The following is a 24220-nucleotide window of genomic DNA, read 5'->3' as shown; positions in this document are numbered from 1 at the left end:
GACCGCGCCGGAGAACGCGCCTTTGACATGCCCAAACAGCTCGCTTTCGACCAGCAACTCGGGCAACGCTGCGCAGTTGAGGCTGATCAGCGGTTTTCGCGCTCGTGGTGACTGCAGATGGATCGCTTCGGCCACCAGTTCTTTGCCAACCCCGGTTTCGCCGGTGATCAGCACCGACAACGCGCTGTTGCCTACTAATTGAATTTCTTGCTGCATGCGCTTGTGAATCGCACTTTGGCCGATCAATTCTCGCGGCCCACGCCCGCCTGCGGCACGTTTGTAGACCTCAGCCAATTGCCGTTGGTCTTCGAAATTACGCGCCAGTTGGTTGATCCGCTCACTGGCCATCACCGTGGCTGCAGCTAGGCTGGCGAACGCTTCAAGGTTATCCAGATCGACCCGGCCGAAGGTTGAGGGGTCCAGAGCGTCCAGGGTAATCAGACCCCAGGGCTTGTCCTGAACATACAGCGCACAGCCCAGGCAATCGTGGACTTCAAGGTGTCCTTGGTGACCTTCGACCAAGCCATCGTATGGATCGGGCAAACCACAATCGGTTGAGAAGCGCGTGGGGCCACGGTTTTCCAAGAGGATTTTCAGCCGGGGATGCTCTTGCACCTTGAACCGTCGGCCCAAGGTGTCGGGGCTCAAACCCTCCACCGACAGCGGAATCAGCACATCGCCCTCAAGCTTGAGCAATGCCACCGCATCGCACGGCAGCAGTTGCCGCAACGAACGCAGCAGTCGTCGATAGCGCTCATCATCGGGTAATTCCCGCGACAGATCAGCCACCAAAGGCACCAGTGCAAGCAGCAAGGGGTTGGTCATTATGACTCCGTGAGTATGGTCATCAGGACCGCACACGCATTATCAAAATGACTCGGGCAAATAGCAACCGGGGACGGTGCCTAGGCATCAACTGTGATTCGCCACCCGCTCCAACGCCTCTTCTTTGTGCATCGCCAAATGCCCGGTCTTGTCGCTTTTCACTTCGTATTGCGGATGCTCTTCGGACGCATGGCGAGTACGGCCCATGAACTCGACCTCCGCCACATGCACGTTGGTAACTTTGCCAATGATATGACCCGCCTCGGAATTCCAGCGAACGTGGTCACCGACTTTAAAGGTATGGCTCATGACACTCTCCTTATTATAGAAAAGCTTTTTAATGGACCTTTACGGCTGCCACTTCGTGTCGTCATGGTCCAGTTTGCGGTCGAGGAAGCTGGCAGCACTGATCAACGCCAAGTGGCTCAACGCTTGTGGTGTGTTGCCCAGATGCCGACCGTGGGTATCAAATTCCTCTGCGTATAACCCTAGCGGGTTGGCATAACGTAACAACTGCTCAAATTCCAAATGCGCCTTTTCGACTCGACCGGCACGCGCCAGGCACTCGACGTACCAGAAGGAACAGGCAGTAAACGCACCCTCGTCACCGTCCAGCCCATCGCCATTCACGTCGTCGTTACGGTAGCGATAAACCATGCCGTCGCGCACCAGATGCCCTTCGATCGCATCCAGCGTCGACAGCCAACGCGGGTCGCTGGCGCCGACGAAACGCACCAGCGGCATCAGCAACATCGAAGCATCCAGGTTACGGCTGCCCTTATGCTGAACGAAATGCCCGAGGTCCTCGTTCCAGAAATGCTTCCAGATATCATCGTGAATGGCTTGGCGCTCTTTATCCCAGCGATCAAATGGCGCCGGCAGCGAACGTTTGGATGCCAGGCGCAAAGCTCGGTCCAACGCAACCCAACACATCAGACGCGAGTGCAGAAAGTGCTGACCCGGGCCGCGCATCTCCCAGATACCGACATCCTTGCCTCGCCATTTCTTACACACTTGATCCACCAAGCGCGAGGCATGTTTCCAGCCGTCGTAGGAAATGGCCTCGCCATATTTGTTGGCCAGGTACACCGCGTCCATCAGTTCGCCATAGATATCCAGCTGGGTCTGCTTATAAGCCTCGTTGCCAATACGCACTGGGGTGGCTCCGCCGAAGCCGGACAGGTGCGCAAGCGCCTCCTCGGGCAGTTCCTCTTGACCTTGCAACGAGTAAAGAATCCCCAAATCGTCGGAGTCGTCACAGCAATCGCCCATACGGCCCTGAACCCAACGCATGAAACTGTTGGCTTCGTCGATATGGCCCAAGCGCATGAAGGCGTAGACCGTGAACGAGGCGTCGCGAATCCAGGTATAGCGGTAATCCCAATTGCGCGTGCCACCTGCCACCTCGGGTAAACCAAAGGTTGCAGCGGCAATAATCCCGCCGTGCTTGCGCGAGGTCAGCAACTTCAGCGCCAGTGCTGAGCGATGGACCGTTTCGCGCCAGCGCCCACGGTATTTGGACTTGGCGCTCCAGTTGCGCCAAAAATTCAACGTTTCATCCATGTAGCGCTGGCATTTACCGGCATCGACTTCTGGATCGTCGACCCCGCCCAAAATGAACTCGACGAGTTCGCCCTGTTTCAGCTCGAATTGGGCCACTGCGCAATGACCTTCAAGGTGCAGCGGTTGGGTGCCCGACAAGCGCATGCCGGGCTGGCCCGGCGCGGCAAAGCACACGTCTTTGCCGTCGATGCAAGCTTCGGTGTTTGCCCTGCCGTAGTCCAAACGCACCGCGCAGCGCAGGTGAATCATGGCGCGACCATAACGGACGTTGACCCGACGGACGATCCGCGGCAAGTCATCTTCACTGTGGGTAATGGGCATCAGGTCTGTGACTTCGATCACCGCCTCTTCGGCAATCCAACGGGTTTGCAGGACGTTGGTTTCCGGCAGATAAATTTGCTGTCGACGGGCGTCGGGCAAGTCTGGGGCCAACTGAAAGATGCCAGCCGCTGGCGTATCCAGCAGCGCGGTGAAAATCGAAGGGCTGTCGAAGTCTGGCCAACAGCAGAAATCTATACTACCGGTGTCGGCAACCAGTGCTGCGCTGCGCATGTCGCCAATGATGCCGTGGTTCTCGATAGGATTTTGCGCTTCATTTTTGTCAACCATTGTCGCGGAACTCCGGGTACAGGCTCATACCTCCGTCGATGAACAGCGTGGTGCCGTGGACGTAGTCAGATGCATCTGAGGCCAGCCATACCACTGCGTTAGCCACGTCCTCTGCGTCGCCGACACGGCCATAAGGAATCAGCTTCAAGAGCTTTTCCAGCGCCGCGCCGTGGGTGGCCTCTTCATTGATTGCAGTACGAATGGCGCCCGGCGCAATACTGTTGACGCGAATACGCTGCTGCCCTACTTCCTGCGCGATGCTGCGCATCAGCAAATCGACGCCACCCTTGGAGGCTGCATAGTTGGCGTGCCCGGCCCACGGAATAAGCTGATGCACCGAGCTCATGTGAATGATTTTGCCCACCGCGCGCGATACCCCAGGCCGGTCACCCTGTTTGGCGAACTGGCGCAAGGCCGCCCGAGCACACAGAAACTGTCCGGTAAGGTTGACCTCGATCACCGTGTTCCAGTCCGCAAGGCTCATGTCGGCAATGGGTGAATCTTTCTGCAGCCCGGAATTGGCGACTAATATGTCGAGAAAACCAAACGCTTTTATGGCTTCAGCGAATAAGTGTTCAACTTGGTCTTCCTTTGAGACATCGGCACCGATCGCAATGGCCTGGCCGCCAGCGGAACGAATTTCGTTCGCCAGCTGTTCGGCAGGTTCGGCATGTGAGTTGTAGTTGATCACCACTGCAGCACCCGCCGCCGCCAAGGCCCGGGCTGCGCCTGCCCCTAGGCCTGAACTGGCACCAGTGACCAAGGCAACTTGCTGTTTCAGTGAAATATGCATGGGGGATTCAACCTCTCGGATAGCCTGTAAAGGATGACTGGTGCCGATAGCCGTAAGTTCATTTACTGCTAACAAGCACACACCCTGCTAAAGCCGAGGTAGACGGTAGGACATGCGTCTTCTTAAACTGTTACAAGCTCTTAACTGCTACAAGCACGCACGCGTGTTTTTTGGCTGATTGGCCATAGATAGATGTTCAGGGGACGGCAACCGATGAATCGCAACGAATTGCGCAAAGCTGACATCAATTTGATGGTGGTTTTTGAAACACTCATGCAAGAGCGCAACGTGACCCGTGCGGCCGAGAAACTGTTCCTCGGCCAGCCTACCATCAGTGCCGCGCTTAACCGCTTGCGTACGCTGATGAACGATCCGTTATTTGTTCGGGTCGGGCACCGTATGGAACCCACCGCCAGAGCCCTGGAAGTCATTCAGCACCTATCACCGGCGCTGGATGCGATGTCCACCGCGCTGAGTTTGACCCGTGATTTCAACCCGGCCGACAGCACCATGACCTTTCGCATCGGGCTGTCCGACGACGTCGAATACGGGCTGTTGCCGGCGTTGTTGCGCGCTATCCGCATAGAAGCGCCGATGATCGTGATCGTGGTCAAACACGTCGATCACTGGAATATGTCAGAGCTGCTGATGTCCGGTGAAATCACTGTGGGCATCAGCCGTACTGAAGATTTGCCGGCTAACGCCAAGCGCAAGCAGCTGCGCGCCATGTACCCACGCGTGTTGCGCGCCGATCAGTCATCGACGCCACTGACGCTGGACGAATACTGCTCGCGTCCGCATGTGGTGGTTTCGCACACCGCTAATATCAGCAGTTTCTCGGATGAGTGGTTGCGGGCGATTGGTCGCAAACGGCATGTGGTGTTGTCGATTCCGCAGTACAGCACCTTGCCGGCGCTAATGGCCGGCACCGACCTGCTGGCAAGCTTACCCGATTACACCGCCATGGCGATGGCGGCAGCAGCCAGGGGATTATTTGACGAGCCGTTGCCGTTTGTGACGCCAACACTGGAACTGTCTATGGTCTGGCTAAGCCTCAGCGATTCCGATCCTGCCGAGCGTTGGTTGCGCGGCAGGTTAGAAGCCTTCATGAGCGACCGGCCGCAGGTGCCGATCGCTGTGCCTCTTATTGCAGAAAACAGCCTTACCCAAATCGACCCGTGATGTAGTCTTCGGTCTGGGTCTTGCCCGGCTTGGTGAAGATGGTGTCAGTGTCGCCATGTTCGATCAGTTCACCCATGAACATGAACGCGGTGTAATCCGAAACCCGTGCCGCTTGCTGCATGTTGTGGGTAACGATGATCACCGTGAACTGCTCTTTGAGGTCGGTGATCAGTTGCTCGATACGGCCGGTGGAAATCGGGTCGAGGGCTGAAGTGGGTTCGTCGAGCAACAACACTTGCGGGCGCAAAGCGATGGTTCGGGCAATGCACAAGCGCTGCTGTTGACCACCGGAAAGGCTTTGAGCGCTGTGCTTGAGCTTGTCTTTAACTTCGTCCCACAACGCTGCACCATGTAGGGCTTGCTCGACGCGCTCTTCCATTTCCCGACGTGAAAGCTTTTCGTGGTGACGTACGGCGTAAGCGATGTTGTCGAAGATCGACATCGGGAATGGCACCGGCTTCTGGAACACCATGCCCACGTGGCTGCGCAGGCGGTTCATCGAATAACCCGGTGCAAGGATGTTTTCGCCGTTAAGCAATACTTCACCCTTGGCTTCCTGCTTGGGGTACATCGCATAAATACGGTTAAACACCCGCAGCAGCGTCGACTTTCCGCAGCCCGAAGGGCCAATGATCGCAGTGATGCGTTTCTCTGGAATATCCATATTGATGGATTTCAGCGAGCGTTGTTCGTTGTAGAAGAACTCCAGGTCGCGCACGCGAATCTTGGTTTTTTCGTTGGCTAGGGCGAGGTTATTCATCAGGTCAACCTATTGCGCAAAAGGATCAGACGGGACAGCAAGCTGAGGATCAACACGAACAGCGTCAGGATCAACGCGCCCGCCCAAGCCAGCGAATGCCAGTCATCAAAGGGGCTCATGGCGTACTGGAAAATCACAACCGGTACGCTGGCAATCGGCTTGAGCAGGTTACTGCTCCAGAACTGATTGCCGAATGCGGTAAACAACAGTGGCGCGGTTTCGCCGGTAATCCGGGCCAGGGCTAACAGAACGCCGGTGACAACACCGGCCTTGGCCGCTCGCAAGACGATTTGCAGGGTCAACTTCCACTGCGGCACACCTAACGCCAACGCGGCTTCGCGCATGGTCGAGGGCTGCAGTTGCAGCATTTCATCGGTGGTACGCACTACCACCGGAATTACCAGCAGCGCCAAGGCTAAGGCGCCGGCAATGGCCGAGAAACCGACCTGGTGGTTGGTCAGCATGTTCAGCGGCAGAATCACCCCGGTGTAAATGAACAGGCCCAACACGATGGAGGGCGCGGATAACAGGATGTCGTTGATAAAGCGGATGGTGGTGCCCAGACGCGTATAGCGTGCAAATTCCGCCAGCCAAATCCCCGCCATCAAGCCAATCGGCGTACCAATCACCAGAGCGATGCCGGACATCAGCGCACTGCCGTAGAACGCATTGGCCAAACCGCCTTCGGTGCCAGGCGGCGGCGTCATCTGGGTGAACAATCGCAGGTTCAACGCCTGAAAGCCGTTGATGATGGTGGTAAGCAGAATCCAGACTAACCACAGCAAGCCGAACACGGTGGCGCCGCAACTCAAAATCATCGCCACCCAGTTCTTGATATTGCGGCGTCGATAAAGGGCTTCGTTGCTGACTTTCTGTTTTTCGTTAGCGTCTGTCATAGCCCCTCCTTACGTGAAAGGCGCATCAACATCAGTCGCGCCAGAGCCAGCACGATGAAGGTCACCACGAACAGCAAGAAGCCCAGCGCAATCAACGCCGAGCGATGCAAGTCGGTATAGGCCTCGCTGAACTCGTTGGCGATCACCGAGGCAATCGAGCTGCTGGGCATCAGCAGCGAAGCCGAGAACTGGTTGGCGTTACCCAAGACGAAGGTCACCGCCATGGTTTCGCCCAGTGCGCGGCCCAAACCGAGAAACACCCCGCCGACCACGGCCGAGCGGGTATAAGGCAAGACGATGTCCCAAACCACTTCCCAGGTCGTGCTGCCCAGGGCGTACGCCGACTCCTTGAGTGTGGTGGGTACGCTGCGAAACACTTCATGCATCACTGAGGTAATGAACGGCATGATCATGATTGCCAGAACAATGCCGGCAGTCAGCATGCCTATGCCCAGCGGTGGCCCTTGGAACAGCGAGCCAATCAACGGCAGTGCGCCCAGGTAATCATTGATCCAGGGCGACAAGTACTCCGCCATGAACGGGCCAAACACGAACAGCCCCCACATGCCGTAAATAATCGATGGAATCCCGGCCAGCAGTTCGACGGCCGAAGCAATCGGCATCCGCAGCCAAGGGGGTGCAACTTCTGTCAGGAAAATCGCGATGCCAAAACTCACGGGCACAGCAATCAACAGGGCCAGAAACGACGTGACCAGCGTGCCGTAGATAGGCACCACTGCGCCGAAGTGACCGTTTACCGCGTCCCATTCGGAACTGGTAAGGAAATCCAGGCCGAACGTTCTAAACGCCAGGCTACCGCCCCACAAGGTGGACCCGGCAATGCTGATCAACAAAAACAGAACCAACAGTGCAGCACCCATCATCGTCCGTCGAAACCACAGATCGTGACGTTGATCCCGGGCCGCGCGCTTGTCGCCAGTGCTGTCGACGTTGGAATGAGTCGTGGACAGGGTTTGGGTGTGTTCAGTCATCAAGGTCCACTCACAAGAATGCTCCCTGTTACCCCACCTTAATGGCGGGATAAGAGGGAGCCAAAGGCTTCAGATCAATGGTTGAAGTCGGATTTCCAATAACCTTCGATCTTCTGAACCAACGAGCCTGGAAGCGCGACGTAATCCAGAGCAGCGGCTTGTTGTTGACCTTTCTCCAGGGACCATTTGAAGAAGTCGAATGCCGCCTTGCTTTGCTCGGCATCTTTAGGAGTTTTGTACATGATGATCCAGGTAGTCGCGGTGATCGGCCACGCATTGTCGCCCGGTGCGTTGGTCATGATCACGTTGAAGTCTTTGGCACTGGCCCAATCGGCAGTGTCAGCAGCAGCCTGGAAGGCTTTGGCGTTAGGCTCAATGAACTTGCCCGCAGCGTTTTTCAACTGAGCGGCGTTCATTTTGTTGGTCAACGCGTAAGCGTATTCAACGTAACCAATCGAACCTTTGATCTGCTTCACGTAGGCAGCAACACCTTCGTTACCCTTGCCGCCCACACCCACTGGCCATGGCACTGCAGTACCGAAGCCTGGACCGGCTTTCCACTCAGGGCTGACTTTGGCCAGGTAGTTGGTGAAGTTGAACGAAGTGCCTGAGCCGTCCGAACGGTGAACCACGGTGATGGCAGTGGCTGGCAGCGTCAGGCCTGAGTTCAACGCAGCAATGGCTGTGTCGTTCCAGGTTTTAACGGTACCCATGAAGATCTTCGCCAGGGTTTCGCCGTCAAGCTTGAGCTTGCCAGCTTCAATGCCTTCAACGTTAAACACCGGCACGATGCCGCCGATCACACTTGGAAATTGACCCAGCCCGGAAGCCTGAAGGTCTTCGGCCGACAACGGGGCGTCAGAGGCACCGAAGGCAACAGTCGCTGCTTTGATCTGAGCAATACCGCCACCCGAACCAATCGACTGGTAGTTGATGCGGTTCGGCGATGCTTTGCTGTAGTCCTGGGACCACTTGGAAATCACTGGGAATACAAAACTCGAGCCTGCACCGGTTACATCAGTCGCGTGTGCCATACCGCTCAGGCACAACGAGGCCAGCAAAAGCGTCAGACGGGTTTTTGTCAGCAACATCACGGAAACCTCAGAAAGGGGGATTTTGTGGTTAGCCCACAAGGGAGTAGCCGTGACGATTTAATGCTTTAAATATTTCCGCTTGATGACAGTGCGTCGGGATGTTGCGAAATTTCTGCCCAATAGCTGGCAGGTCGCCATTAACCGCCGGTCGGCCGAATCGGCACCTATTTATCGGCGTCCCGGACCAATCTTTTGTATCGACCTAACTACGGAGATCAAACCATGTTCAACACTAAATTGGCCGTATTGGCGTTCGCGGCCCTGCTTTCATCGGCAGCTGGCGCGGCTAGCAGCTCATCCACCGGCCCGACAAATCCCGTCGACAATGTGCCGAAAACCCCGGCACCGATGGAAAACGGCACCGTCCCCGACGGCACAGGGGCGTCTAAAGACACCATGGACCCCGACAATTCCGGAAGCATGAAAGGCAACAACGGCGACTCGGGTGGCACTACCAATGGTGGCGGCATGAGTAATGGCAAGGGTATGGGCGGCGGCAGTGGCGGTGGTGCGGGTGGTGGCGCGGGTGGTGGCAGTAAGTGATTCCCCTGCACCGAATGGATTACCCCGAAATCGGAGCAGTCTGCTGCCCCTCTGTAGGAGCCAACTTGTTGGCGAGGCGATACAACTGATATGCCGCATTAAGACGCTCGCCAACAAGTTGGCTCCTACAGATAGCCGAAGAACTTGCCGCCTCAATCACCTCCATCAATCGCTTGCTGCAACATGTCCAGATCAAGCTTTTTCATCTCCATCATGGCCGCCATGACCCTGTCGGTTATTTTCGGATCGTTGTGATTGATCATGTCAGCCAGCAATTCCGGTACTACTTGCCATGACAATCCATATTTATCCTTCAACCAGCCACATTGTTGTGCAGCGCTGTCTCCTCCCGCTGTCAGGGCGTTCCAATAATGGTCAATTTCGCCTTGGGTTTTGCAGTAGATCTGCAGTGAAACAGCTTCGGTGAATTTGAACAAAGGGCCACCGTTCAGTGCAGTAAAGGTCTGCCCTTCTAGCTCGAAAACAATCGACATTACCGAGCCGGCAGGTCGACGGTGCATTTCAAATCCGACTTCGCTGTAGCGCGTCATGCCGATGACGCGCGAGTTCTTGAAGATGCCGGTATAAAAGTCGACGGCCTCCTGCGCTTCATCGGCGAACCACAAGCATGGGCTGATTTTCTGCATGCGCATGACGTTTCTCCTGTCGTGGGTTCGCGACCTGACAAGGGCCGCGATTAATTCTTAGTCGTTTGCACCAGGCAGGAATCGACATCTATTTCCAAGCAGAACGCGAAAAACGCTAAAGGCCGAAGTGTCATCACTTCGGCCTTTAGCGTGTGTTTCAAGATTGGCAGTGAATCCGATTAATCAACCGCGACGGGCATCCAGGCTGAAACGTCCGGCACCGAGGGCGATCACTTGCAGCAAGCCACCGGCCATAGCGATGTTTTTGAAGAAGTGAATGAACTGGTTCTGGTCAGCCAGGTTGTTGTGGAAGGCGATCGCGGTGACGACGGTGAACAGGGCCATGATCGCGGCGATCAGTTTGGTCCGATAGCCGAGGATTAATGCAATGCTCCCGCCCACTTCAACCAGAATCGCCAGACCCAACGCGACCGCCGGAAGTGGCAGACCCACAGACTGGATATAGCCGATCATCATTGCCGGTGCGGTGATCTTCGAAAACCCCGACAGCAGGAAGATGGCAGCGATCATGATCCGACCGGCCAAGGCTAGGCTGGCATTGACGGTAGACGAATTCAAAGCAGTGTGGGACGAGGTGGAAATGGCTGATTGCGACATGAAATCCATACCTAATTGAGTCAGCAAAACCGGTGTGGCTTGCTTCGATGGATGGATTCTGGCACTCCTTCAGATAACGCAATAGCCGACTAATTTCAGTTATTACATTCTATTTTTTCGAACATAGGCTGTTTGGCTCACCCATTCACCGGTAAAGTCTGGCGCTACGTTCGAGGAAAACCACATGAGTTCAGACCCAGGCACGCCGACACTTGATCAACTGCGGGTTTTCCTGACAGTGGTTGAAGCAGGCAGCTTCGCTGGTGCGGCACGGAAGCTGTTCCGGGCGACATCGGTGATCAGTTATTCGATAGGCAACCTGGAATCGCAACTGGGAGTATTGCTTTTTGACCGCAAAACCACACGTAAACCGCAGCTCACTGAAGCCGGTCGCACGGTGCTGATCGAAGCGCGGACGGTGTTCAGTGGCATCGACGGCTTGCGCGCCAAGGTCAAAGGGCTGGTCCACGGATTGGAAGCCGAAGTTCACTTGGCATTGGACGTGATGCTGCCCTCCTCACGGGTGGTGGACGCGCTTAAGGCGTTCCGCAATGAGTTTCCCACCGTGTCGCTGCGCTTGAGAATTGAAGCATTGGGCGCGGTGACGCAACTGGTGTTGGAGCGGGAGTCAACGTTGGGTGTCAGCGGCCCTTTGCACGCGGACATTGGCGGTATCGAGCGCATCGCGGTGGGCAATGTGGTGTTAGTGCCGGTTGCTGCGCCCGATCACCCACTGGCGTCGGGCAGTCCAAACCTGCCCGGCGCTGCCCGTGAGCATGTGCAATTGGTGTTGTCGGATCGTTCGTCGCTGACCCATAACCGGGAATTTGCAGTGGTCAGCCCACGCAGTTGGCGTCTTGCCGACCTTGGCGCGAAACATATGTTGCTGCGGGAGGGCATCGGCTGGGGCAACATGCCGACTCATATGATTGACGAAGACCTTGCCAGCGGCCGACTGGTACAGCTTCAACTGCCGGAAATCACCAGCAGCCCCTATAACTTCGATGTGATCTACCGCACTGACACCCCGCCCGGCCCTGCGGCCAGTTGGTTGATCCAGCGGTTTATTGGGCAGGTGGATTAATATGTTTACGCCTACCCAGACGTTGGAAAGCCACGTCCTATTTCCAGCTCGACTGCAGAAACAAACGTCAGGAATCGATGTATGGAACTTCATGTAGTCATCACGGGCCGCAAGGACCTCGCCAGTCAGCTTTATCAACAACTTCGCGAAGCGATTGAAACCGGCAGGCTGGCTGCAGGGACTCGGCTGCCCCCCAGCCGTTTGCTGGCGGAACAACTGGGCATCTCGCGCAAGACCATCTCCGATACGTATTCTGTTTTGACCTACGAAAACTTTCTGGTGGGCAAAATCGGCAGCGGCACATTTGTAAACGCGCGCCCCCCAATCAAGCGCCCCAAACAAAGTCGATCGGAGTTCGCCAGCGCCGAAATACTTCAACACTGGCAAGAATTGAAATCACCCATACGCCACCCCTCGCTAGAGGGCACCTCGCGTTACGATTTCATTGGCGGCGCGACCAGTAAAAATCAATTTCCAGAAGAACAGTGGCGTCGCTGCACGCAGTACGCCCTGCGCAAAATGTCCAACTCACTGGGCTTTTATAGCCAACCTGAAGGCTTGCCCTCACTGCGCGAAGCCATTGCCCAGCATGTCTCGTTTTCACGCGGTGTGGTCTGTGTTGATGAAGACATTGTTGTGTGCAATGGCGCGCAACAAGCGTTGGACCTGATTGCCCGAGTGCTGATCCAGCCGGGGAACATTGTCGCCATGGAGGACCCCGGCTACACGCCAGCGCGCCTGGTATTTTCAGCGCAAGGTGCGCAGGTGGCGAGCATACCGGTAGACAGCGAGGGGATCTGTGTCGAGCTAATTCCCGAGGGGACGCGGCTTATTTATGTTACGCCGTCTCACCAATTTCCGTTGGGCATGCCCATGAGCCAGGCGCGACGCGTAGCGCTATTGGAGCGGGCCCAGCAACTGGGAGCGGTTATTATCGAGGATGATTACGACAGTGATTTCCGTTACGAAGGACGTCCAACCGACTCGCTGCAAAGCATGGACGAACGCGGGATCGTGGCGTATGTCGGAACGTTCTCGAAAACCCTGCTGCCCCAATTGCGCCTGGGGTATGCCGTGCTCCCCCCTGCGCTCATTGAGGCAGTGATCAACGCCAAACAACTCACCGACTGGCACACCTCTACCCTGCCGCAATGGGCGTTGGCCAAGTTCATCTCCGACGGCTATCTGCTCAAACACATACGCCGGTGCCATGGGGTTTATGCCGGGCGCCGGGAGCGGATTCTTGCCCGTGTCCACAGCGATCTCGCGCCTTGGTTCGAGGGGGTGCCGTCTATTGCCGGGTTTCATATGGCCCTGCTGTGCAAGGTTGAGGTGAACATCCCGCTGCTCATCGAACTGGCTAAGAAAGCCGACATCGGCTTGTATTCGTTGGCACCTTTCTACCACAACAGCGAGATCAGGCCAGGGCTGCTCATGGGCTTCGGCGCCATCGAAACGCTCGACATCGACCTCGCCCTGGACCGACTTAAATCGTTATTGATACAAATAGCCTGAAGATCGCCACCTAAATTGGCCTACTGATCTTTCGGTGGATTGGGAGTGTTCTGCTCGGGAGGCCTCGCTTAACTTGGTGGGGCACTGAAATACTCTTCTGGAGAATCACCATGAACACCCGTAACGTTGTCGCTTCAGTACTCGCCGGGTTGGCGTTGGCTTTTTCAATCGGCACTTTCGCCCACGACGGCGCGCAAGAGAAAATCACTATTTTGCAGGATCACCCGGCGCTGAACGCACCAGGCAAGAAGGTGCTGATGTTGACCGTTGATTACCTTCCAGGTCAGGCATCGATCCCCCACTCCCACGCGGGCACTACGATGGCCTACGTGCTTGAAGGTGCGATCATCTCCAAGGTAAATGACGGCAAGGAAACCACCTACACACCGGGTCAATCCTGGTATGAACCCGCAGGCGCAAAACACTACGTGTCTAAAAACGCCAGCGCGACCCAACCGGCGAAACTGTTGGTGTACATGGTGCTCGACGAAAAAGACCCGGTGCTCACGCCGCTGGCAAAATAGCCGACAGCTCTGCCGGCGACTCCGATGACCATTGCACATAACACACCACCACCGGCATGCCGTGCTCCGCACAGAAATCCAGCCAGCGCAGTTGGTTGTCCTGGAGGCGGTCGCCTGGCCCTTTGACTTCGATCATTCGATAGCGCTGCTCTGCCGGGTAAAACTGGATCAGGTCAGGCATCCCTGTGCGGTTGGCCTTGATGTCCAACAGCAAGCGACGGAACCAGTGCCGCAGATGCTCTGCAGGCAAGCAATGCAGTGCCTGCTCCAGCAACTCCTCCGTCAAGGTGCCCCAAAACACGAACGGCGATTGCAGGCCATGCTTGGCCTTGAAGTGCTGCCGAATGGTGAGCAGATACGCTTGGGAGTCCAGCTGGTGCAAACAGTCGTCAAATAACGCTGCTCGGCGCTGATAAAAGTCAGGGCTGTGCAGATCACTGGGCGCACTGTGAAACGGGTGAAAAAACGCCCCTGGCAGCGGCGCGAAAATTGCCGACCAGCACAGCAAGCCAAACAGTGAATTAACCAGCGCATTTTCGACGTAGTACACCGGCGCGGCATCATCGGCCAAGTGCAACTGAATCATCTGTTCAACGCTCAAGTCCATGGCCTGGTTGACGGTTAGATCCAGACGGGTCAACGGCTTGGCGCTACGCCGACGCTCGGCTGGCAACCCCAGTTTGCGTTGCAGGCGCGGCAAGATGCGTAACAGGCTCTGGGTTTCGGCGGCATTTTCCGGGACCCATTGCGCACATTCGAGCAACGCCATGGCGGCCGGATAGTCCGCGCTGCGCTCCAGAACCCGGATCCGTCGCAAGCGAGCGCCCGGGTATTCGCTTTGTTCATACACCGCAAGCGCCAACGGCCAATCCTGCAACCGCTCGGCCTGTTGACCGATCTGATACAGCAGCTTGGACCGGCGCATCTTCAGCCACAGGCTGCGAGTGTCGACGGCGAGCCCTAGCTGGGCCAATTGCGCCAGTTCCTCACCGGTCATCGCCTGCTCAAGGGCTAGGCGACAACGGTGCAGCTGCAAACAAGTGTCGATGTCAGCACGCTCGTTGATGCAGCGGGAGTCCACGGTAAATTCGACTTTTTCGTAGCGATAGACGCCGAGGTCCGCGAGCACAAACTCGGACCATTCCTGATACAAATTGCCGAAATACAGCAGCCGCAGCCGCTCGCACACGTCCATGACCTTCAGGCCATACACCGGTTCATCGAACGCACTGTGCCATTGTTTCATCGACTGCGGATCAGGGTAAAACCCGCGCAGCTTTTCCAGGACGTCGACTTTCTTTTCCGAGTTTTTTAATCCATGTGCCCGCAAGCACGACATAAGTTCGGCTTTACGCAGTAACACGAATAACTCGTCCAGGCTGATGTAAGGCTGAGGATCGACCCAACCCTTTTCCAGTAACGGTTGGACCGCTGAGGTTGGATCACCAATTTCTTCGTAGCTCAATTTGCTAGCGCGAAAGAGCGTGCCCTTGCGCATGACCATTCTTACCAGCAAGCCCTGCGCGGCTTGGGGCAGGCCCAGGAAATCGTTGATGAACTGGCGCTCGTTGCTGTCGAGGACGTCGGCATAGCGTGCGGTAATCCACTCCAGCACATGCTGAAAATTGATCAGGTAATAAAACGGGTTTTCGAGCGGGTTACTGTTCGCGGCGTTGTTGTTCACGTACTTGTTGTTCACAGAAAGGCCTAGAGAATATGACGAGTACTGGTTATCCGTACAGATACCAGCGCACGCTCATTCAGGCAAGCTAGAATCGACGCATGGCAAAAAACACAGGGTATCCCCATGAAAAAATCTTCTGTACCTCAGGTTTATCTGGCGGGCTTCGATGTCTTCAGGTCCGACGCCATCGACCACGGCCGCTATCTGAAAGACCTGTGCAGGGGGCATGGGCTGGAGGGTTTGTACCCGTTCGATAACGAAGTCGACGAGCACCGAACACCCCAAGCCACCGCGCAACAGATTTGTGCGATGAACATTGTCATGATTCGGCACTGCACGGCGGTATTGGCTAATTTGAATGTGTTTCGCGGCCTCGAGCCGGATTCTGGGACGGCGTTCGAAGTCGGCATGGCAGTAGCGTTGGGCAAACCTGTATGGGCGTATTTTGAGCACGTGGGGTCAATGCGCGAACTGGTGCCCCATGATCACCAGGGGTTTGACGCAAAAGGATTCATGGTCGAGGACTTCGGTCTGCCGCGCAATTTGATGCTGGCGTGCAGCTGGGTCGGGACCAGTGCGACAGCAGAAGAAGCCGTGCCGGCGTTGGCGCGGCACTTGGCGCAAGGTGGTGGCGTTTGACAGAACGTCTTCGCGAATGAATTGGCTCCCACAGGTTTCACGCACATCTCCCGTGGGGGCGACTTTATTGGCGAATGGAGCGCCTCGGTGTCAGCTCAATGACGACGACCCAACATCGCCACCATGGGTCGAGTCCAGCTTGTCCGAGTCACTGAACTCTTCAAGCCTCAGGTCCTCCAGGTCGAGCTCGACGTCGCCGCCGTAACCTCCATAACTGTCGTCTTCATCCGCATCGGAATCATTCAGTGGCGATTGATCGCCACCGAACAGGAAAGGTTGCTGAAGGGGCTGCATGGTCGCATACGCGTCTACATTCATTGGGCTTGTCTCCTTTTGCTCTGACTGAGGTTGATCACAGAGTAACCCTATCAGCTTGGGTTGAAAAAGCTTCCGTTGCTGTCGCGCAGCATTTGCACCATGGCCTGCGCCGCAGGTGACAAGTAGCCGCCCATCCGTAAGGTAAGACCGATAGTACGTTTCATGGTGGTTTGCGGCAGCGGTACTTCGCGCAAATACTTCATACCGGTACCGAACTCCAGCATCTCCCGGGCGATAAAACTCAACAAGTTGGTCTGAGCAATCAGGCGCGGCAGCAATGAAATCGAATTGGTTTCAACCTGCACCGTGGGCGGCGGCAGCTGATTGGTGCGAAACGCAGTATCGATCCATTGCCGCGACGACACGCCAGTAGGCGGCAGTATCCAGCGGTAGTGACACAGATCGCTCATCTGCACCGGCGCGGCAAAGATAGGATGGCTGGGGCTCGCAACCACCACCGCTTCATCTTCCAGCACCGGAAAGCTAACGAATTGTTCGTCTTTGCTAATCAACGGACAGATGATCATGTCCAATTGCCCGGAGCGCAGCAGGTCGCGCAACATGTCGTCCTGGCCAATCACCAGCTTCAAGGTGATGTCGGGGGCACGCTGCAATAACGTCGCGGTCAGCTCGGGTAGCAGGTACTCAGCCATGGTGGCTGCACAGCCCAGTCGGATATTGCCTACCACACCACTGGCGAAGTCTCGGACTTCGCGCTGGGTCTCGGCAATACTCTGTTGCAACTGCTTGCCCCGCGCCTGGAGCAATTCCCCGACGGGTGTCAGCTTGATTCGACGACCATCGCGCTGGAACAGTTTGGTGCCGAACGACTCTTCCAATCGCTGGATGCTTTTGGTCAACGCTGGTTGGCTGCGGTTGAGTTTCTCCGCTGCACGGCCGAGGTGCCCCAGTTCGGCAATTGTTTCAAAATAGGTAAGGTCGCGAAGGTCCATATTGATCAACCAAAGTTATAGATTCATGACTATTAGAAAATAGACTTGATCGATTGAGCTGTCGATACTAAACACGTTGCGTTGGTAAACATTCCACGAGGAAAACCGATGCTTTGGAGAAACTCAGTGTCTCGCGTGTCCGATTTTTCGCTGCATACCCAACCCCCCTTCATTCAATGGCTCGCGTTGATCACATTGGCCGGCGCATCCGGCCAACTGCTCAAATACTGGAATATTCCTGCCGCGCTGTTTCTTGGGCCTATGTTGGTCGCCATTTTGTTTGGTGTTAGCGGTGCGACCATCCGCATTCATAAGCAAGCGTTTCGCATCGGCCAAGGCTTCGTCGGCATGTTGGTTGCTCACGCCATGACGGTTGCGGTGCTGGCAACGGTGGCTCAGTCCTGGCACTACATGCTGTTCGCAACGGTGCTGACCATTCTATTGAGCACCTTCGTCGGGTTAGTCATGGTGCGCTTTGCTGGCATTGACGGCAGCACTGCGGCATGGGGCACTGCGCCGGGTGCGGCATCGGCCATGGTCGCGATGTCTGAAGAGTCCGGCGCCGATGCGCGGGTCGTGGCGACGATGCAATACGTGCGAGTGGTGTGCGTGGTGATGATCGGTGCGCTGGTCAGCCACCTATTGAGTGCAGACAGTGGCGTGACTGCGGCCCAGGCAAGCGCTACGGTGGCGCAACATGCTGATCCGTTAAGTATTGCGCTCAGCGTACTGGCAATCGTGGTCGGTGTAGGCCTGAGCGGCAAGATTCCAGCCGGCGCATTGCTGCTGCCACTGCTAATCGGCGGCGCGCTGCAACTTACCGGGCTGCTGCAAATCAGTCTGCCGCATTGGCTGCTGGCATTCGCCTACGGAGCTATCGGTTGCTACATCGGCCTGCGTTTTGACCGGCCTGCCGTGTTGTATGTGTGGCGCCGCTTGCCGGCAATGATCTGCGGATCGCTGCTGCTGATCGTGCTGTGTTCGCTGTCGGCCTGGCTGTTGGCCGAGCTAATGAACAAAGATTTTCTCTCGGTGTACCTTGCCACCAGCCCCGGCGGCCTGGACTCCATGGCAATTATTGCCATGGATACTCATTCGGACGTTGGCTTTGTGCTGGCCATGCAAACGTTGCGCTTGTTTGGGGTCATCGTCAGCGGCGGCTTCTTTGCCCGGCTGATCATTCGCCTGACGGAAAAAAACACTCCAGCGGTCAGCACAACGCATTGAATCTCTCGCGGCGGAGCGCCTCAAAGGAGTGAGACCCGTCACGTGAGATCGGCCAATGAACCTGCTTAAAATCGCCACGTTCAATATCAATGGCATTCGCGCGCGCCTGCACATCCTCCTGGAATGGCTGGAGCGTGAAGCGCCGGATGTGGTGTGTTTGCAGGAGCTCAAGGCAACCGATCTGGCCTTCCCCATCGGTGACATTCGCGACGCCGGGTATGGTGCGATCTGGCAGGGGCAGTCGTCGTGGAACGGGGTAGCGATTCTGGCGAAAGGCATGGACCCCCTGGAGATTAGGCGCGGGCTGCCTGGCAACGAACAAGACTCCCACAGTCGCTATTTGGAAGCCGCCGTGCATGGGGTGATCGTCGGCTGCTTGTACCTACCTAACGGCAACCCACAGCCAGGTCCGAAATTCGACTACAAACTGGCGTGGTTCGAAAAGCTGATCGAGCACGCCGCAGGCTTGTACGACAGCGGCCACCCGGTAGTGTTGGCCGGTGATTACAACGTGATTCCCACCGACGAAGACATCTATAACACTCGCTCATGGTTGAAGGATGCGCTGTTGCAGCCTGAAAGCCGAGAGTGTTTTCAGCGCCTGCTGGCCCAAGGCTGGACCGACGCCTTGCGCGCCCGTTACCCGGATGAGCGGATTTACACGTTCTGGGATTATTTTCGCAAGCACTGGCAAACCAATTCTGGCCTGCGTATCGACCATTTGTTGCTCAACGCCAAACTCGCACCGCGCCTGAAAAACGCTGGCGTGGACCGCTGGCCCCGTGACCTGCCCCACGCCAGCGACCATGCACCGACGTGGATTGAACTGGCAATTGATGAGTAGCCGGATTTTCGGGCGTCTGGCTGAAGCCTTCGCCAACACGTTCGATCTTATCAAACAACGCATAATTTATTGAAAAACAGTCATAAATTTCGTGAGACTTTAATGACATGACAGCTACCTGTAGGGGCGCGCTTGCCCGCGACGGAGCGCGACCCCGGACCAATCGCAAGCGCGCTCCTACATTGACTGTGTTTGCTGCGCGACAGTGCGGCGTCGAAGACGGGGCGCAATCTCCCACCCGAATCGGTGATATGCGCAAGGCTTACAGCACCTCGGCATCAAACACTTGCCCACGACGCACTATTGATGCCGGTAGTAACAGCCCACCCGGCGCAATCACTGCATTGGCGCCCACCCGTGATTGGTCACCGATCAGCGCACCGAACTTGTCACACCCGGTCCCCTGCAATTGGCCACCGACACGCACTCGAACTTCTTTGTGTTCCCGCTCATTGCGGTAATTACAGACGATGCTGCCGGCTTCCAGATTAACCCCGGTGCCGAGAATCGAATCGCCGACAAAGTTGAAATGCGCGAGCTTGCTGCCACTGAACACGAACGAGGTTTTAAGCTCGGCGCCCGGGCCGAATATACAGCGTTCATCAATCCAGCATCCCCCCCGCAGGTAAGCCCCAGAGGCGACAAAGCAATGCGGGCCAATGATAAGCGGCCCTTTGAGCACTGCGCCCACTTCAACGATAGTCGTTCGGTGAATCGCCACATCGCCACGGGTTTCGTACTCGTCGGCAGGTAACTCGACCAGCAATTCGAGAACTATTTCTGGCGCCCGACTGACCAACTCCCATGGCGCCAAGTCGGCCCAGCGCGAGAGCGCTGAGCCCGAAAATGCACTGATGTAATCGGAAACTTTTATCAAGATAAGTCCTTATCCTCTGCCTCTAGCCCAAACGAGCGAGGCCAGTGGCCAGACTCGGCGCTAATGCCAGCAATGGCAACAGGGTCGCTTGATAAGCGTGATAGAGGTCCGGTTTACCCGGCCAGATATCAGCACTCGGCTCATTCTGAGGGTTCAGCTCATGACGCCAACTGCCGTTCAGATAGTCGATGAAGTAGCGTTCGTTGAATTCCCAAAACAATCGATACCAATCTTCGTACTTTTTTTCGCCGGTGCGCTGCAACAACGCCGCCGAAGAAGCGCAGGCCTCCGCGTGGGTCCAGTGCAGCCGATGACGCACCACCGGACGGTTTTGCCAATCCAGCGTGTAAACAATGCCAGGCGCACCGTCGACGTTCCAGCCGTGCAGACAGGCGCCGTCGAACAGTAACTTGGCGTCCTTAAGCAGCCAGTGCGGGGTCTGCAGCTTTGCCAGGCGACGGGCGGATTCGAGATGCAGCAACAACCGCGACCATTCGAAGGCGTGGCCGGGAGTGGTGCCAAACGGTCGGAAACCGTCTGCCGGATTGTCTTGGTTGTAGTCCGGTAACGCCTGCCAATCCAGGCTGAAATGCTCGACCACCTGAAAATTGTTGGCGGCCGCATGGGTATGAATCACCCGCTCGACGATGCTCAGCGCACGGTCCAGCCATAGGCTGTCGCCGGTCACATCGGCCAATGCCAGGAAAGCCTCGGTGCCGTGCATATTGCTGTTGGCGCCGCGATAGGCTTCTTCGTGACTCCAGTCCCGGGCGAATGACTCGCGCAAGGCGCCCTCTTCTTCACTCCAGAAATGCGTTTTCAGCACATGGATAGCGTCAGCCAGCAAATGACTGGCGCCAGGACGGTTGGCAACCACCGCAGAGCTGGCCGCCAGAGCGACAAATGCGTGCAGGTAAGCGGCTTTGCCGTCGTCGGTCCCGTGGGCCAACGGCGTGGCAAACCAGCCACCATGCTCGGCGTCGCGCAATGGACCACTGAGTGCTGCAATGCCATGATCTATTAGTGCCGCGCAGCCGGGAATACCGGCAATATGCGCCACGGCAAAACTGTGGGTCATGCGCGCCGTGTTCATGGTTTCGGCCCGCGCATCATCGGGTAAGCGCCCGTGATCATCGAGATTGCCGAAGCCTTGGGGGAGCTTCGATGCCTTGGCGAACGCCAGCAGCCGATTACCTTCCATCGACAACCAGGCCGCATGCCCCGGTGCCTGCAACCAACTGCTGAAACCGCGATTTACCTCTTCCATCGACGACGTTGCCTCCGTGACAAACAGGATCTGGTGCTGACGGTAAGACTGTCAGTAGAGTCCAGATCATGCGTGTCGAGGCTTGCCGGGTGCAAGTGCAGGAATGTCACCCAGCGTCACCGGTCAAACGCGGAAGCGTGTCACCACTTGATTCAGCTCGGCCGCCAGACGCGACAGCTCGTTGCTGGAAACACTGATCTGCTGGGCTCCCGAGGCAGACTGCATCGACAGATCACGAATGTTGACGATGTTGCGATCCACTTCCCGGGCGACCTGTGCCTGTTGTTCTGCGGCGCTGGCGATGACCATGTTGCGTTCGGAAATCTGATTGATCGATTTGGTGATGTCGGTGAGCGACTCCCCTGCGCCCTGTGCCAGCTGCAACGTTGAGCCGGCGCGCTCGCGACTGGTATGCATCGATTCCAGCGCCTGGGCCGAACCGCTGCGCATGGCCGTGACCATCTTGTCGATTTCCAGCGTAGATTGCTGAGTACGGTGCGCCAGCGCGCGCACTTCGTCGGCCACCACCGCGAAACCACGACCGGACTCACCGGCCCGTGCGGCTTCTATTGCGGCGTTCAAGGCCAGCAAATTAGTTTGCTCGGCAATCGACCGAATGACGTCGAGGACCTTACCGATGTCTTGCGACTGGTCGGCCAGGTTCTGCACCAGCTTTGAGGTGTTGTCGACGTTACTGGCCAGCGATTCGATTGCTTGCACAGTGTCGAGCACCCGCGCTTGCCCGGCCATGGCTGAGTTATTGGACTGGGTGGACGCCTCGGAAGTCGATACCGCGTTGCGCGCCACCTCCTCGACTGCCGAGGTCATTTGGTTGACGGCTGTAGCAGCCTGGTCGATTTCGGCGTTCTGCTGTTGCAGGCCACGGTTGCTGTTTTCGGTGACTGAATTCAGCTCGGTGGAGGCCAACGCCAGTTGCGTGGCTGAGCTACCGATCTGGCGCAAGGTTGTGCGCAAGTTGTTTTGCATTTGCTCCAGCGCCTGCAACAGCCGCGTCACTTCATCCTTGCCGCCAATGCGAATGGTCTGGGTCAAATCACCTTTAGCCACGTGTTCGGCTGCAGTCACCGCCTCTTCAAGCGGTCCGACAATACTTCTGGTGAGTAACCACGCCAACACGATCGTGCCCAAGGCGGCACCCACGACAAAAATCAACACAATATTGCGTGAGTGGCTGTATTGCGCCTCGGCGTTAACGCCTTCCTGGTCAACCTTTTTTGCGTAGAAGTCACTCAAATCGCTGAGCTGTTTGCCAGATCCGTCGACGATTTGCTTCATGTCGACCAAGAGTAATTTGATCAGCGCAGCAGGGTTATTCTGCTGAGCCAACGTGAACGACTGGGTAATACCGCGCTGATAATCAGCCAGCGAGACCTTGAATTGATCCGTCAGCTGACGCTCCTCCGGCGAACTGATAAACGTGGCGAAAGTCTCGAGTTTTTTCGCCAAATCCTGGTTGCGCACGTCCATCTGGCTGCGGTATTCGCTGATGTGCGCGGGGTCTGGGTCTAACGCCATGCGCAAGGAGATAGTACGGATACGCAACATCAACTCGCGAACATCACTCACCACTCGAATGCTCGGCATCCATTTGCTTTCGACCGCCACTTCACTCTGACGAATTGTCGACATTTGAATCAGAGCGAACCAACCAAGTAGTGCGACCAGCAGGGAAATCAAGGCAAATCCAAGACCCGCTCGGCGAGCAATGGACAAATTTCGAAGGTTCATGGCCGTGTGCTCTTTCTTTGTTGTGGGCAAGACGATGGTTAAATTGTCGGACGACAGATAACCACTATCGACCGAATCCAAAGCTTCTTGAGGACGAAACGTTGAATACACGACGGCCACGAATGCAGTTGGATCGTCAGGTCTTCTGCTTGTGTCAGCCCCTCTTGGCATTTCTGCGACGAACGTAGCTGAGTTGCCGTCTGGCAGCGGTCATTTGCACTGAACCTCAGAAAACCTGCTGACTCATAAAGGGAATAGCCTTCAGGAAAAATTTAGCCCATGACCGATCGGATGAAGCAGCCTCTGCCAATCAAAGAAGCACTGCGTCTGATTCGCTCTATCAGCCAGTAAGTCAATCAAGAGGGATATTCCCATGACGCAGAAAACCAAACGTGACGACGCCGGACAAAAAAAACCGGTAGTCGGTGACGTCGGCGAGCGGCATAAAAAACTTAACCAGCAGGGCGAACAACCGCGCCCGACGACTCCACCCGATTCCAAGGAACATTCCGCAACATAGTGCTGGGCCGGAGCGTCAAATATGCTGCAAATACTGGGAAAAGCGTCGTCAATTAATGTCCGAAAAGTGTTGTGGACCTGTGCAGAGCTAGGGCTTTCTTTCGAAAGAGAAGACTGGGGCAGCGGGTTTAAATCGACTCACAGTTTGGATTTCTTGGCGCTAAACCCAAACGCAATGGTGCCGGTCATCAAGGACGATGATTTCGTGCTTTGGGAATCGAACTCCATTATTCGTTATTTGGCGAACCGCTACGGCGGGCAGTTCCTGTACCCAGCGGCCCCCATCGAACGGGCTCGAATTGATCAATGGATCGATTGGCAAGCGTCGGAAATGAATCGTGCGTGGAGCTATGCGTTTTCGGGGTTAGTGCGGCATTCGCGTACGCACCAGGATCGCGACGCTATCACTGAATCCTGCCGCGATTGGGCCAGGCACATCGGCATCCTCAATCAGGCGTTGGAGTCGACCGGAGGTTATGTGGCAGGGGATCAATTTTG

Annotated in this window: 26 protein-coding genes; 10 read left to right on the top strand and 16 right to left on the bottom strand. The window is 56.4% G+C overall.

The features are described from left to right. From M0974_RS27910 to M0974_RS27895, 4 genes are all read right to left on the bottom strand, one after another. Positions 1 to 825: sigma 54-interacting transcriptional regulator (locus tag M0974_RS27910; RefSeq protein WP_297844817.1), on the bottom strand; the 825-nt coding region annotated here is incomplete at its 3' end. Between the two features lie 87 nt (positions 826 to 912). Then, positions 913 to 1134: a DUF2945 domain-containing protein gene (locus tag M0974_RS27905; protein WP_297844814.1), complete on the bottom strand. Its 222-nt coding sequence runs from the start codon at positions 1132 to 1134 to the stop codon at positions 913 to 915. Positions 1135 to 1173: 39 nt separating this feature from the next. Continuing rightward, complete coding sequence (locus M0974_RS27900; protein WP_297844812.1) at positions 1174 to 2997, bottom strand: glycoside hydrolase family 15 protein; 1824 nt, start codon at positions 2995 to 2997, stop codon at positions 1174 to 1176. Beyond that, positions 2990 to 3790, bottom strand: coding sequence for a glucose 1-dehydrogenase (locus M0974_RS27895; protein WP_297844811.1), 801 nt, complete (start codon positions 3788 to 3790; stop codon positions 2990 to 2992). Before M0974_RS27895 ends, M0974_RS27900 begins: the two co-directional genes overlap by 8 nt. A gap of 213 nt (positions 3791 to 4003) precedes the next feature. On the opposite strand from M0974_RS27895, the gene M0974_RS27890 reads away from it, so the two are divergent. Further along, complete coding sequence (locus M0974_RS27890) at positions 4004 to 4972, top strand: LysR family transcriptional regulator (RefSeq protein ID WP_297844809.1); 969 nt, start codon at positions 4004 to 4006, stop codon at positions 4970 to 4972. Here M0974_RS27890 and pstB read toward each other — a convergent pair. From pstB to pstS, 4 genes are all read right to left on the bottom strand, one after another. Beyond that, positions 4953 to 5732, bottom strand: a complete 780-nt coding sequence (gene pstB, locus M0974_RS27885; protein WP_297844807.1) for a phosphate ABC transporter ATP-binding protein PstB — start codon at positions 5730 to 5732, stop codon at positions 4953 to 4955. The genes M0974_RS27890 and pstB overlap by 20 nt on opposite strands. Beyond that, the gene (gene pstA, locus M0974_RS27880) at positions 5732 to 6628 is read right to left on the bottom strand and encodes a phosphate ABC transporter permease PstA (protein ID WP_297844805.1); all 897 of its coding nucleotides are present in this window, start codon (positions 6626 to 6628) and stop codon (positions 5732 to 5734) included. Before pstA ends, pstB begins: the two co-directional genes overlap by 1 nt. Next, positions 6625 to 7620 (bottom strand): phosphate ABC transporter permease subunit PstC, encoded by a 996-nt coding sequence (gene pstC / locus M0974_RS27875; RefSeq protein WP_297844804.1) that lies wholly within the window; start codon positions 7618 to 7620, stop codon positions 6625 to 6627. Before pstC ends, pstA begins: the two co-directional genes overlap by 4 nt. 74 nt (positions 7621 to 7694) lie before the next feature. Beyond that, on the bottom strand, positions 7695 to 8714 hold the full coding sequence (pstS, locus tag M0974_RS27870; RefSeq protein WP_297844802.1) for a phosphate ABC transporter substrate-binding protein PstS: 1020 nt from the start codon (positions 8712 to 8714) through the stop codon (positions 7695 to 7697). Positions 8715 to 8936: 222 nt separating this feature from the next. Here pstS and M0974_RS27865 point away from each other — a divergent pair, with 222 nt between their 5' ends. Next, positions 8937 to 9257, top strand: a complete 321-nt coding sequence (locus tag M0974_RS27865) for a hypothetical protein (protein ID WP_297844800.1) — start codon at positions 8937 to 8939, stop codon at positions 9255 to 9257. 152 nt (positions 9258 to 9409) lie between these two features. Here M0974_RS27865 and M0974_RS27860 read toward each other — a convergent pair whose 3' ends face one another. Both M0974_RS27860 and M0974_RS27855 read right to left on the bottom strand, forming a co-directional pair. Next, positions 9410 to 9910 carry a VOC family protein gene (locus M0974_RS27860; RefSeq protein ID WP_297844799.1) on the bottom strand — a complete coding sequence of 167 codons (501 nt, stop codon included), beginning with the start codon at positions 9908 to 9910 and terminating at the stop codon, positions 9410 to 9412. A 177-nt stretch (positions 9911 to 10087) separates the two neighbouring features. After that, positions 10088 to 10522: a DoxX family protein gene (locus tag M0974_RS27855; RefSeq protein ID WP_297844797.1), complete on the bottom strand. Its 435-nt coding sequence runs from the start codon at positions 10520 to 10522 to the stop codon at positions 10088 to 10090. Positions 10523 to 10706: 184 nt separating this feature from the next. Between M0974_RS27855 and M0974_RS27850 the strand changes: the two genes are divergently transcribed. The 3 genes from M0974_RS27850 (at position 10707) to M0974_RS27840 (ending at position 13645) form a co-directional block, all read left to right on the top strand. Beyond that, positions 10707 to 11606 carry a LysR family transcriptional regulator gene (locus M0974_RS27850; RefSeq protein WP_297844796.1) on the top strand — a complete coding sequence of 300 codons (900 nt, stop codon included), beginning with the start codon at positions 10707 to 10709 and terminating at the stop codon, positions 11604 to 11606. 81 nt (positions 11607 to 11687) lie between these two features. Then, a complete protein-coding gene (locus M0974_RS27845) occupies positions 11688 to 13121 on the top strand; it encodes a PLP-dependent aminotransferase family protein (protein ID WP_297844794.1) in 1434 nt (477 codons plus the stop codon). Positions 13122 to 13231: 110 nt separating this feature from the next. Further along, positions 13232 to 13645: a cupin domain-containing protein gene (locus tag M0974_RS27840; RefSeq protein ID WP_297844792.1), complete on the top strand. Its 414-nt coding sequence runs from the start codon at positions 13232 to 13234 to the stop codon at positions 13643 to 13645. Here M0974_RS27840 and M0974_RS27835 read toward each other — a convergent pair. Then, a complete protein-coding gene (locus M0974_RS27835) occupies positions 13626 to 15344 on the bottom strand; it encodes a VRR-NUC domain-containing protein (protein WP_297844791.1) in 1719 nt (572 codons plus the stop codon). The genes M0974_RS27840 and M0974_RS27835 overlap by 20 nt on opposite strands. A gap of 108 nt (positions 15345 to 15452) precedes the next feature. On the opposite strand from M0974_RS27835, the gene M0974_RS27830 reads away from it, so the two are divergent. Beyond that, complete coding sequence (locus M0974_RS27830) at positions 15453 to 15968, top strand: nucleoside 2-deoxyribosyltransferase (protein WP_297844789.1); 516 nt, start codon at positions 15453 to 15455, stop codon at positions 15966 to 15968. A gap of 90 nt (positions 15969 to 16058) precedes the next feature. On the opposite strand, the gene M0974_RS27825 is transcribed toward M0974_RS27830, so the two are convergent. Continuing rightward, positions 16059 to 16286, bottom strand: coding sequence for a hypothetical protein (locus tag M0974_RS27825; protein WP_297844788.1), 228 nt, complete (start codon positions 16284 to 16286; stop codon positions 16059 to 16061). A 50-nt stretch (positions 16287 to 16336) separates the two neighbouring features. After that, complete coding sequence (locus M0974_RS27820; RefSeq protein WP_297844786.1) at positions 16337 to 17239, bottom strand: LysR family transcriptional regulator; 903 nt, start codon at positions 17237 to 17239, stop codon at positions 16337 to 16339. A gap of 126 nt (positions 17240 to 17365) precedes the next feature. On the opposite strand from M0974_RS27820, the gene M0974_RS27815 reads away from it, so the two are divergent. After that, complete coding sequence (locus M0974_RS27815) at positions 17366 to 18466, top strand: AbrB family transcriptional regulator (protein WP_297844785.1); 1101 nt, start codon at positions 17366 to 17368, stop codon at positions 18464 to 18466. Positions 18467 to 18521: 55 nt separating this feature from the next. Next, positions 18522 to 19310: an exodeoxyribonuclease III gene (xth, locus tag M0974_RS27810; RefSeq protein WP_297844783.1), complete on the top strand. Its 789-nt coding sequence runs from the start codon at positions 18522 to 18524 to the stop codon at positions 19308 to 19310. Positions 19311 to 19572: 262 nt separating this feature from the next. Here xth and M0974_RS27805 read toward each other — a convergent pair whose 3' ends face one another. The 3 genes from M0974_RS27805 to M0974_RS27795 form a co-directional block, all read right to left on the bottom strand. Beyond that, entirely contained in the window at positions 19573 to 20187 is a 615-nt protein-coding gene (locus M0974_RS27805; protein ID WP_297844782.1) for an LpxA family transferase, read from the bottom strand. 22 nt (positions 20188 to 20209) lie between these two features. Beyond that, positions 20210 to 21454: an AGE family epimerase/isomerase gene (locus tag M0974_RS27800; protein ID WP_297844780.1), complete on the bottom strand. Its 1245-nt coding sequence runs from the start codon at positions 21452 to 21454 to the stop codon at positions 20210 to 20212. 123 nt (positions 21455 to 21577) lie between these two features. Next, on the bottom strand, positions 21578 to 23203 hold the full coding sequence (locus M0974_RS27795; protein WP_297844779.1) for a methyl-accepting chemotaxis protein: 1626 nt from the start codon (positions 23201 to 23203) through the stop codon (positions 21578 to 21580). A gap of 373 nt (positions 23204 to 23576) precedes the next feature. On the opposite strand from M0974_RS27795, the gene M0974_RS27790 reads away from it, so the two are divergent. Both M0974_RS27790 and M0974_RS27785 read left to right on the top strand, forming a co-directional pair. After that, the gene (locus M0974_RS27790) at positions 23577 to 23723 is read left to right on the top strand and encodes a hypothetical protein (RefSeq protein WP_297844778.1); all 147 of its coding nucleotides are present in this window, start codon (positions 23577 to 23579) and stop codon (positions 23721 to 23723) included. 21 nt (positions 23724 to 23744) lie between these two features. Beyond that, the coding region (locus tag M0974_RS27785; RefSeq protein WP_297844777.1) for a glutathione S-transferase N-terminal domain-containing protein at positions 23745 to 24220 on the top strand (476 nt) is incomplete at its 3' end.

The organism is Pseudomonas sp. (assembly GCF_026224925.1).
Taxonomy (GTDB): Bacteria; Pseudomonadota; Gammaproteobacteria; order Pseudomonadales; family Pseudomonadaceae; genus Aquipseudomonas.
This window is presented reverse-complemented; position numbering and strand designations above follow the sequence as displayed.

Coding starts and splice junctions, on each gene's coding strand:
- M0974_RS27905 (WP_297844814.1), bottom strand. CDS start 1,134: ATGAGCCATACCTTTAAAGTCGGTGACCACGTTCGCTGGAATTCCGAG.
- M0974_RS27900 (WP_297844812.1), bottom strand. CDS start 2,997: ATGGTTGACAAAAATGAAGCGCAAAATCCTATCGAGAACCACGGCATC.
- M0974_RS27895 (WP_297844811.1), bottom strand. CDS start 3,790: ATGCATATTTCACTGAAACAGCAAGTTGCCTTGGTCACTGGTGCCAGT.
- M0974_RS27890 (WP_297844809.1), top strand. CDS start 4,004: ATGAATCGCAACGAATTGCGCAAAGCTGACATCAATTTGATGGTGGTT.
- pstB (WP_297844807.1), bottom strand. CDS start 5,732: ATGAATAACCTCGCCCTAGCCAACGAAAAAACCAAGATTCGCGTGCGC.
- pstA (WP_297844805.1), bottom strand. CDS start 6,628: ATGACAGACGCTAACGAAAAACAGAAAGTCAGCAACGAAGCCCTTTAT.
- pstC (WP_297844804.1), bottom strand. CDS start 7,620: ATGACTGAACACACCCAAACCCTGTCCACGACTCATTCCAACGTCGAC.
- M0974_RS27865 (WP_297844800.1), top strand. CDS start 8,937: ATGTTCAACACTAAATTGGCCGTATTGGCGTTCGCGGCCCTGCTTTCA.
- M0974_RS27860 (WP_297844799.1), bottom strand. CDS start 9,910: ATGCGCATGCAGAAAATCAGCCCATGCTTGTGGTTCGCCGATGAAGCG.
- M0974_RS27855 (WP_297844797.1), bottom strand. CDS start 10,522: ATGTCGCAATCAGCCATTTCCACCTCGTCCCACACTGCTTTGAATTCG.
- M0974_RS27850 (WP_297844796.1), top strand. CDS start 10,707: ATGAGTTCAGACCCAGGCACGCCGACACTTGATCAACTGCGGGTTTTC.
- M0974_RS27845 (WP_297844794.1), top strand. CDS start 11,688: ATGGAACTTCATGTAGTCATCACGGGCCGCAAGGACCTCGCCAGTCAG.
- M0974_RS27840 (WP_297844792.1), top strand. CDS start 13,232: ATGAACACCCGTAACGTTGTCGCTTCAGTACTCGCCGGGTTGGCGTTG.
- M0974_RS27830 (WP_297844789.1), top strand. CDS start 15,453: ATGAAAAAATCTTCTGTACCTCAGGTTTATCTGGCGGGCTTCGATGTC.
- M0974_RS27825 (WP_297844788.1), bottom strand. CDS start 16,286: ATGAATGTAGACGCGTATGCGACCATGCAGCCCCTTCAGCAACCTTTC.
- M0974_RS27820 (WP_297844786.1), bottom strand. CDS start 17,239: ATGGACCTTCGCGACCTTACCTATTTTGAAACAATTGCCGAACTGGGG.
- xth (WP_297844783.1), top strand. CDS start 18,522: ATGAACCTGCTTAAAATCGCCACGTTCAATATCAATGGCATTCGCGCG.
- M0974_RS27800 (WP_297844780.1), bottom strand. CDS start 21,454: ATGGAAGAGGTAAATCGCGGTTTCAGCAGTTGGTTGCAGGCACCGGGG.
- M0974_RS27795 (WP_297844779.1), bottom strand. CDS start 23,203: ATGAACCTTCGAAATTTGTCCATTGCTCGCCGAGCGGGTCTTGGATTT.
- M0974_RS27790 (WP_297844778.1), top strand. CDS start 23,577: ATGACGCAGAAAACCAAACGTGACGACGCCGGACAAAAAAAACCGGTA.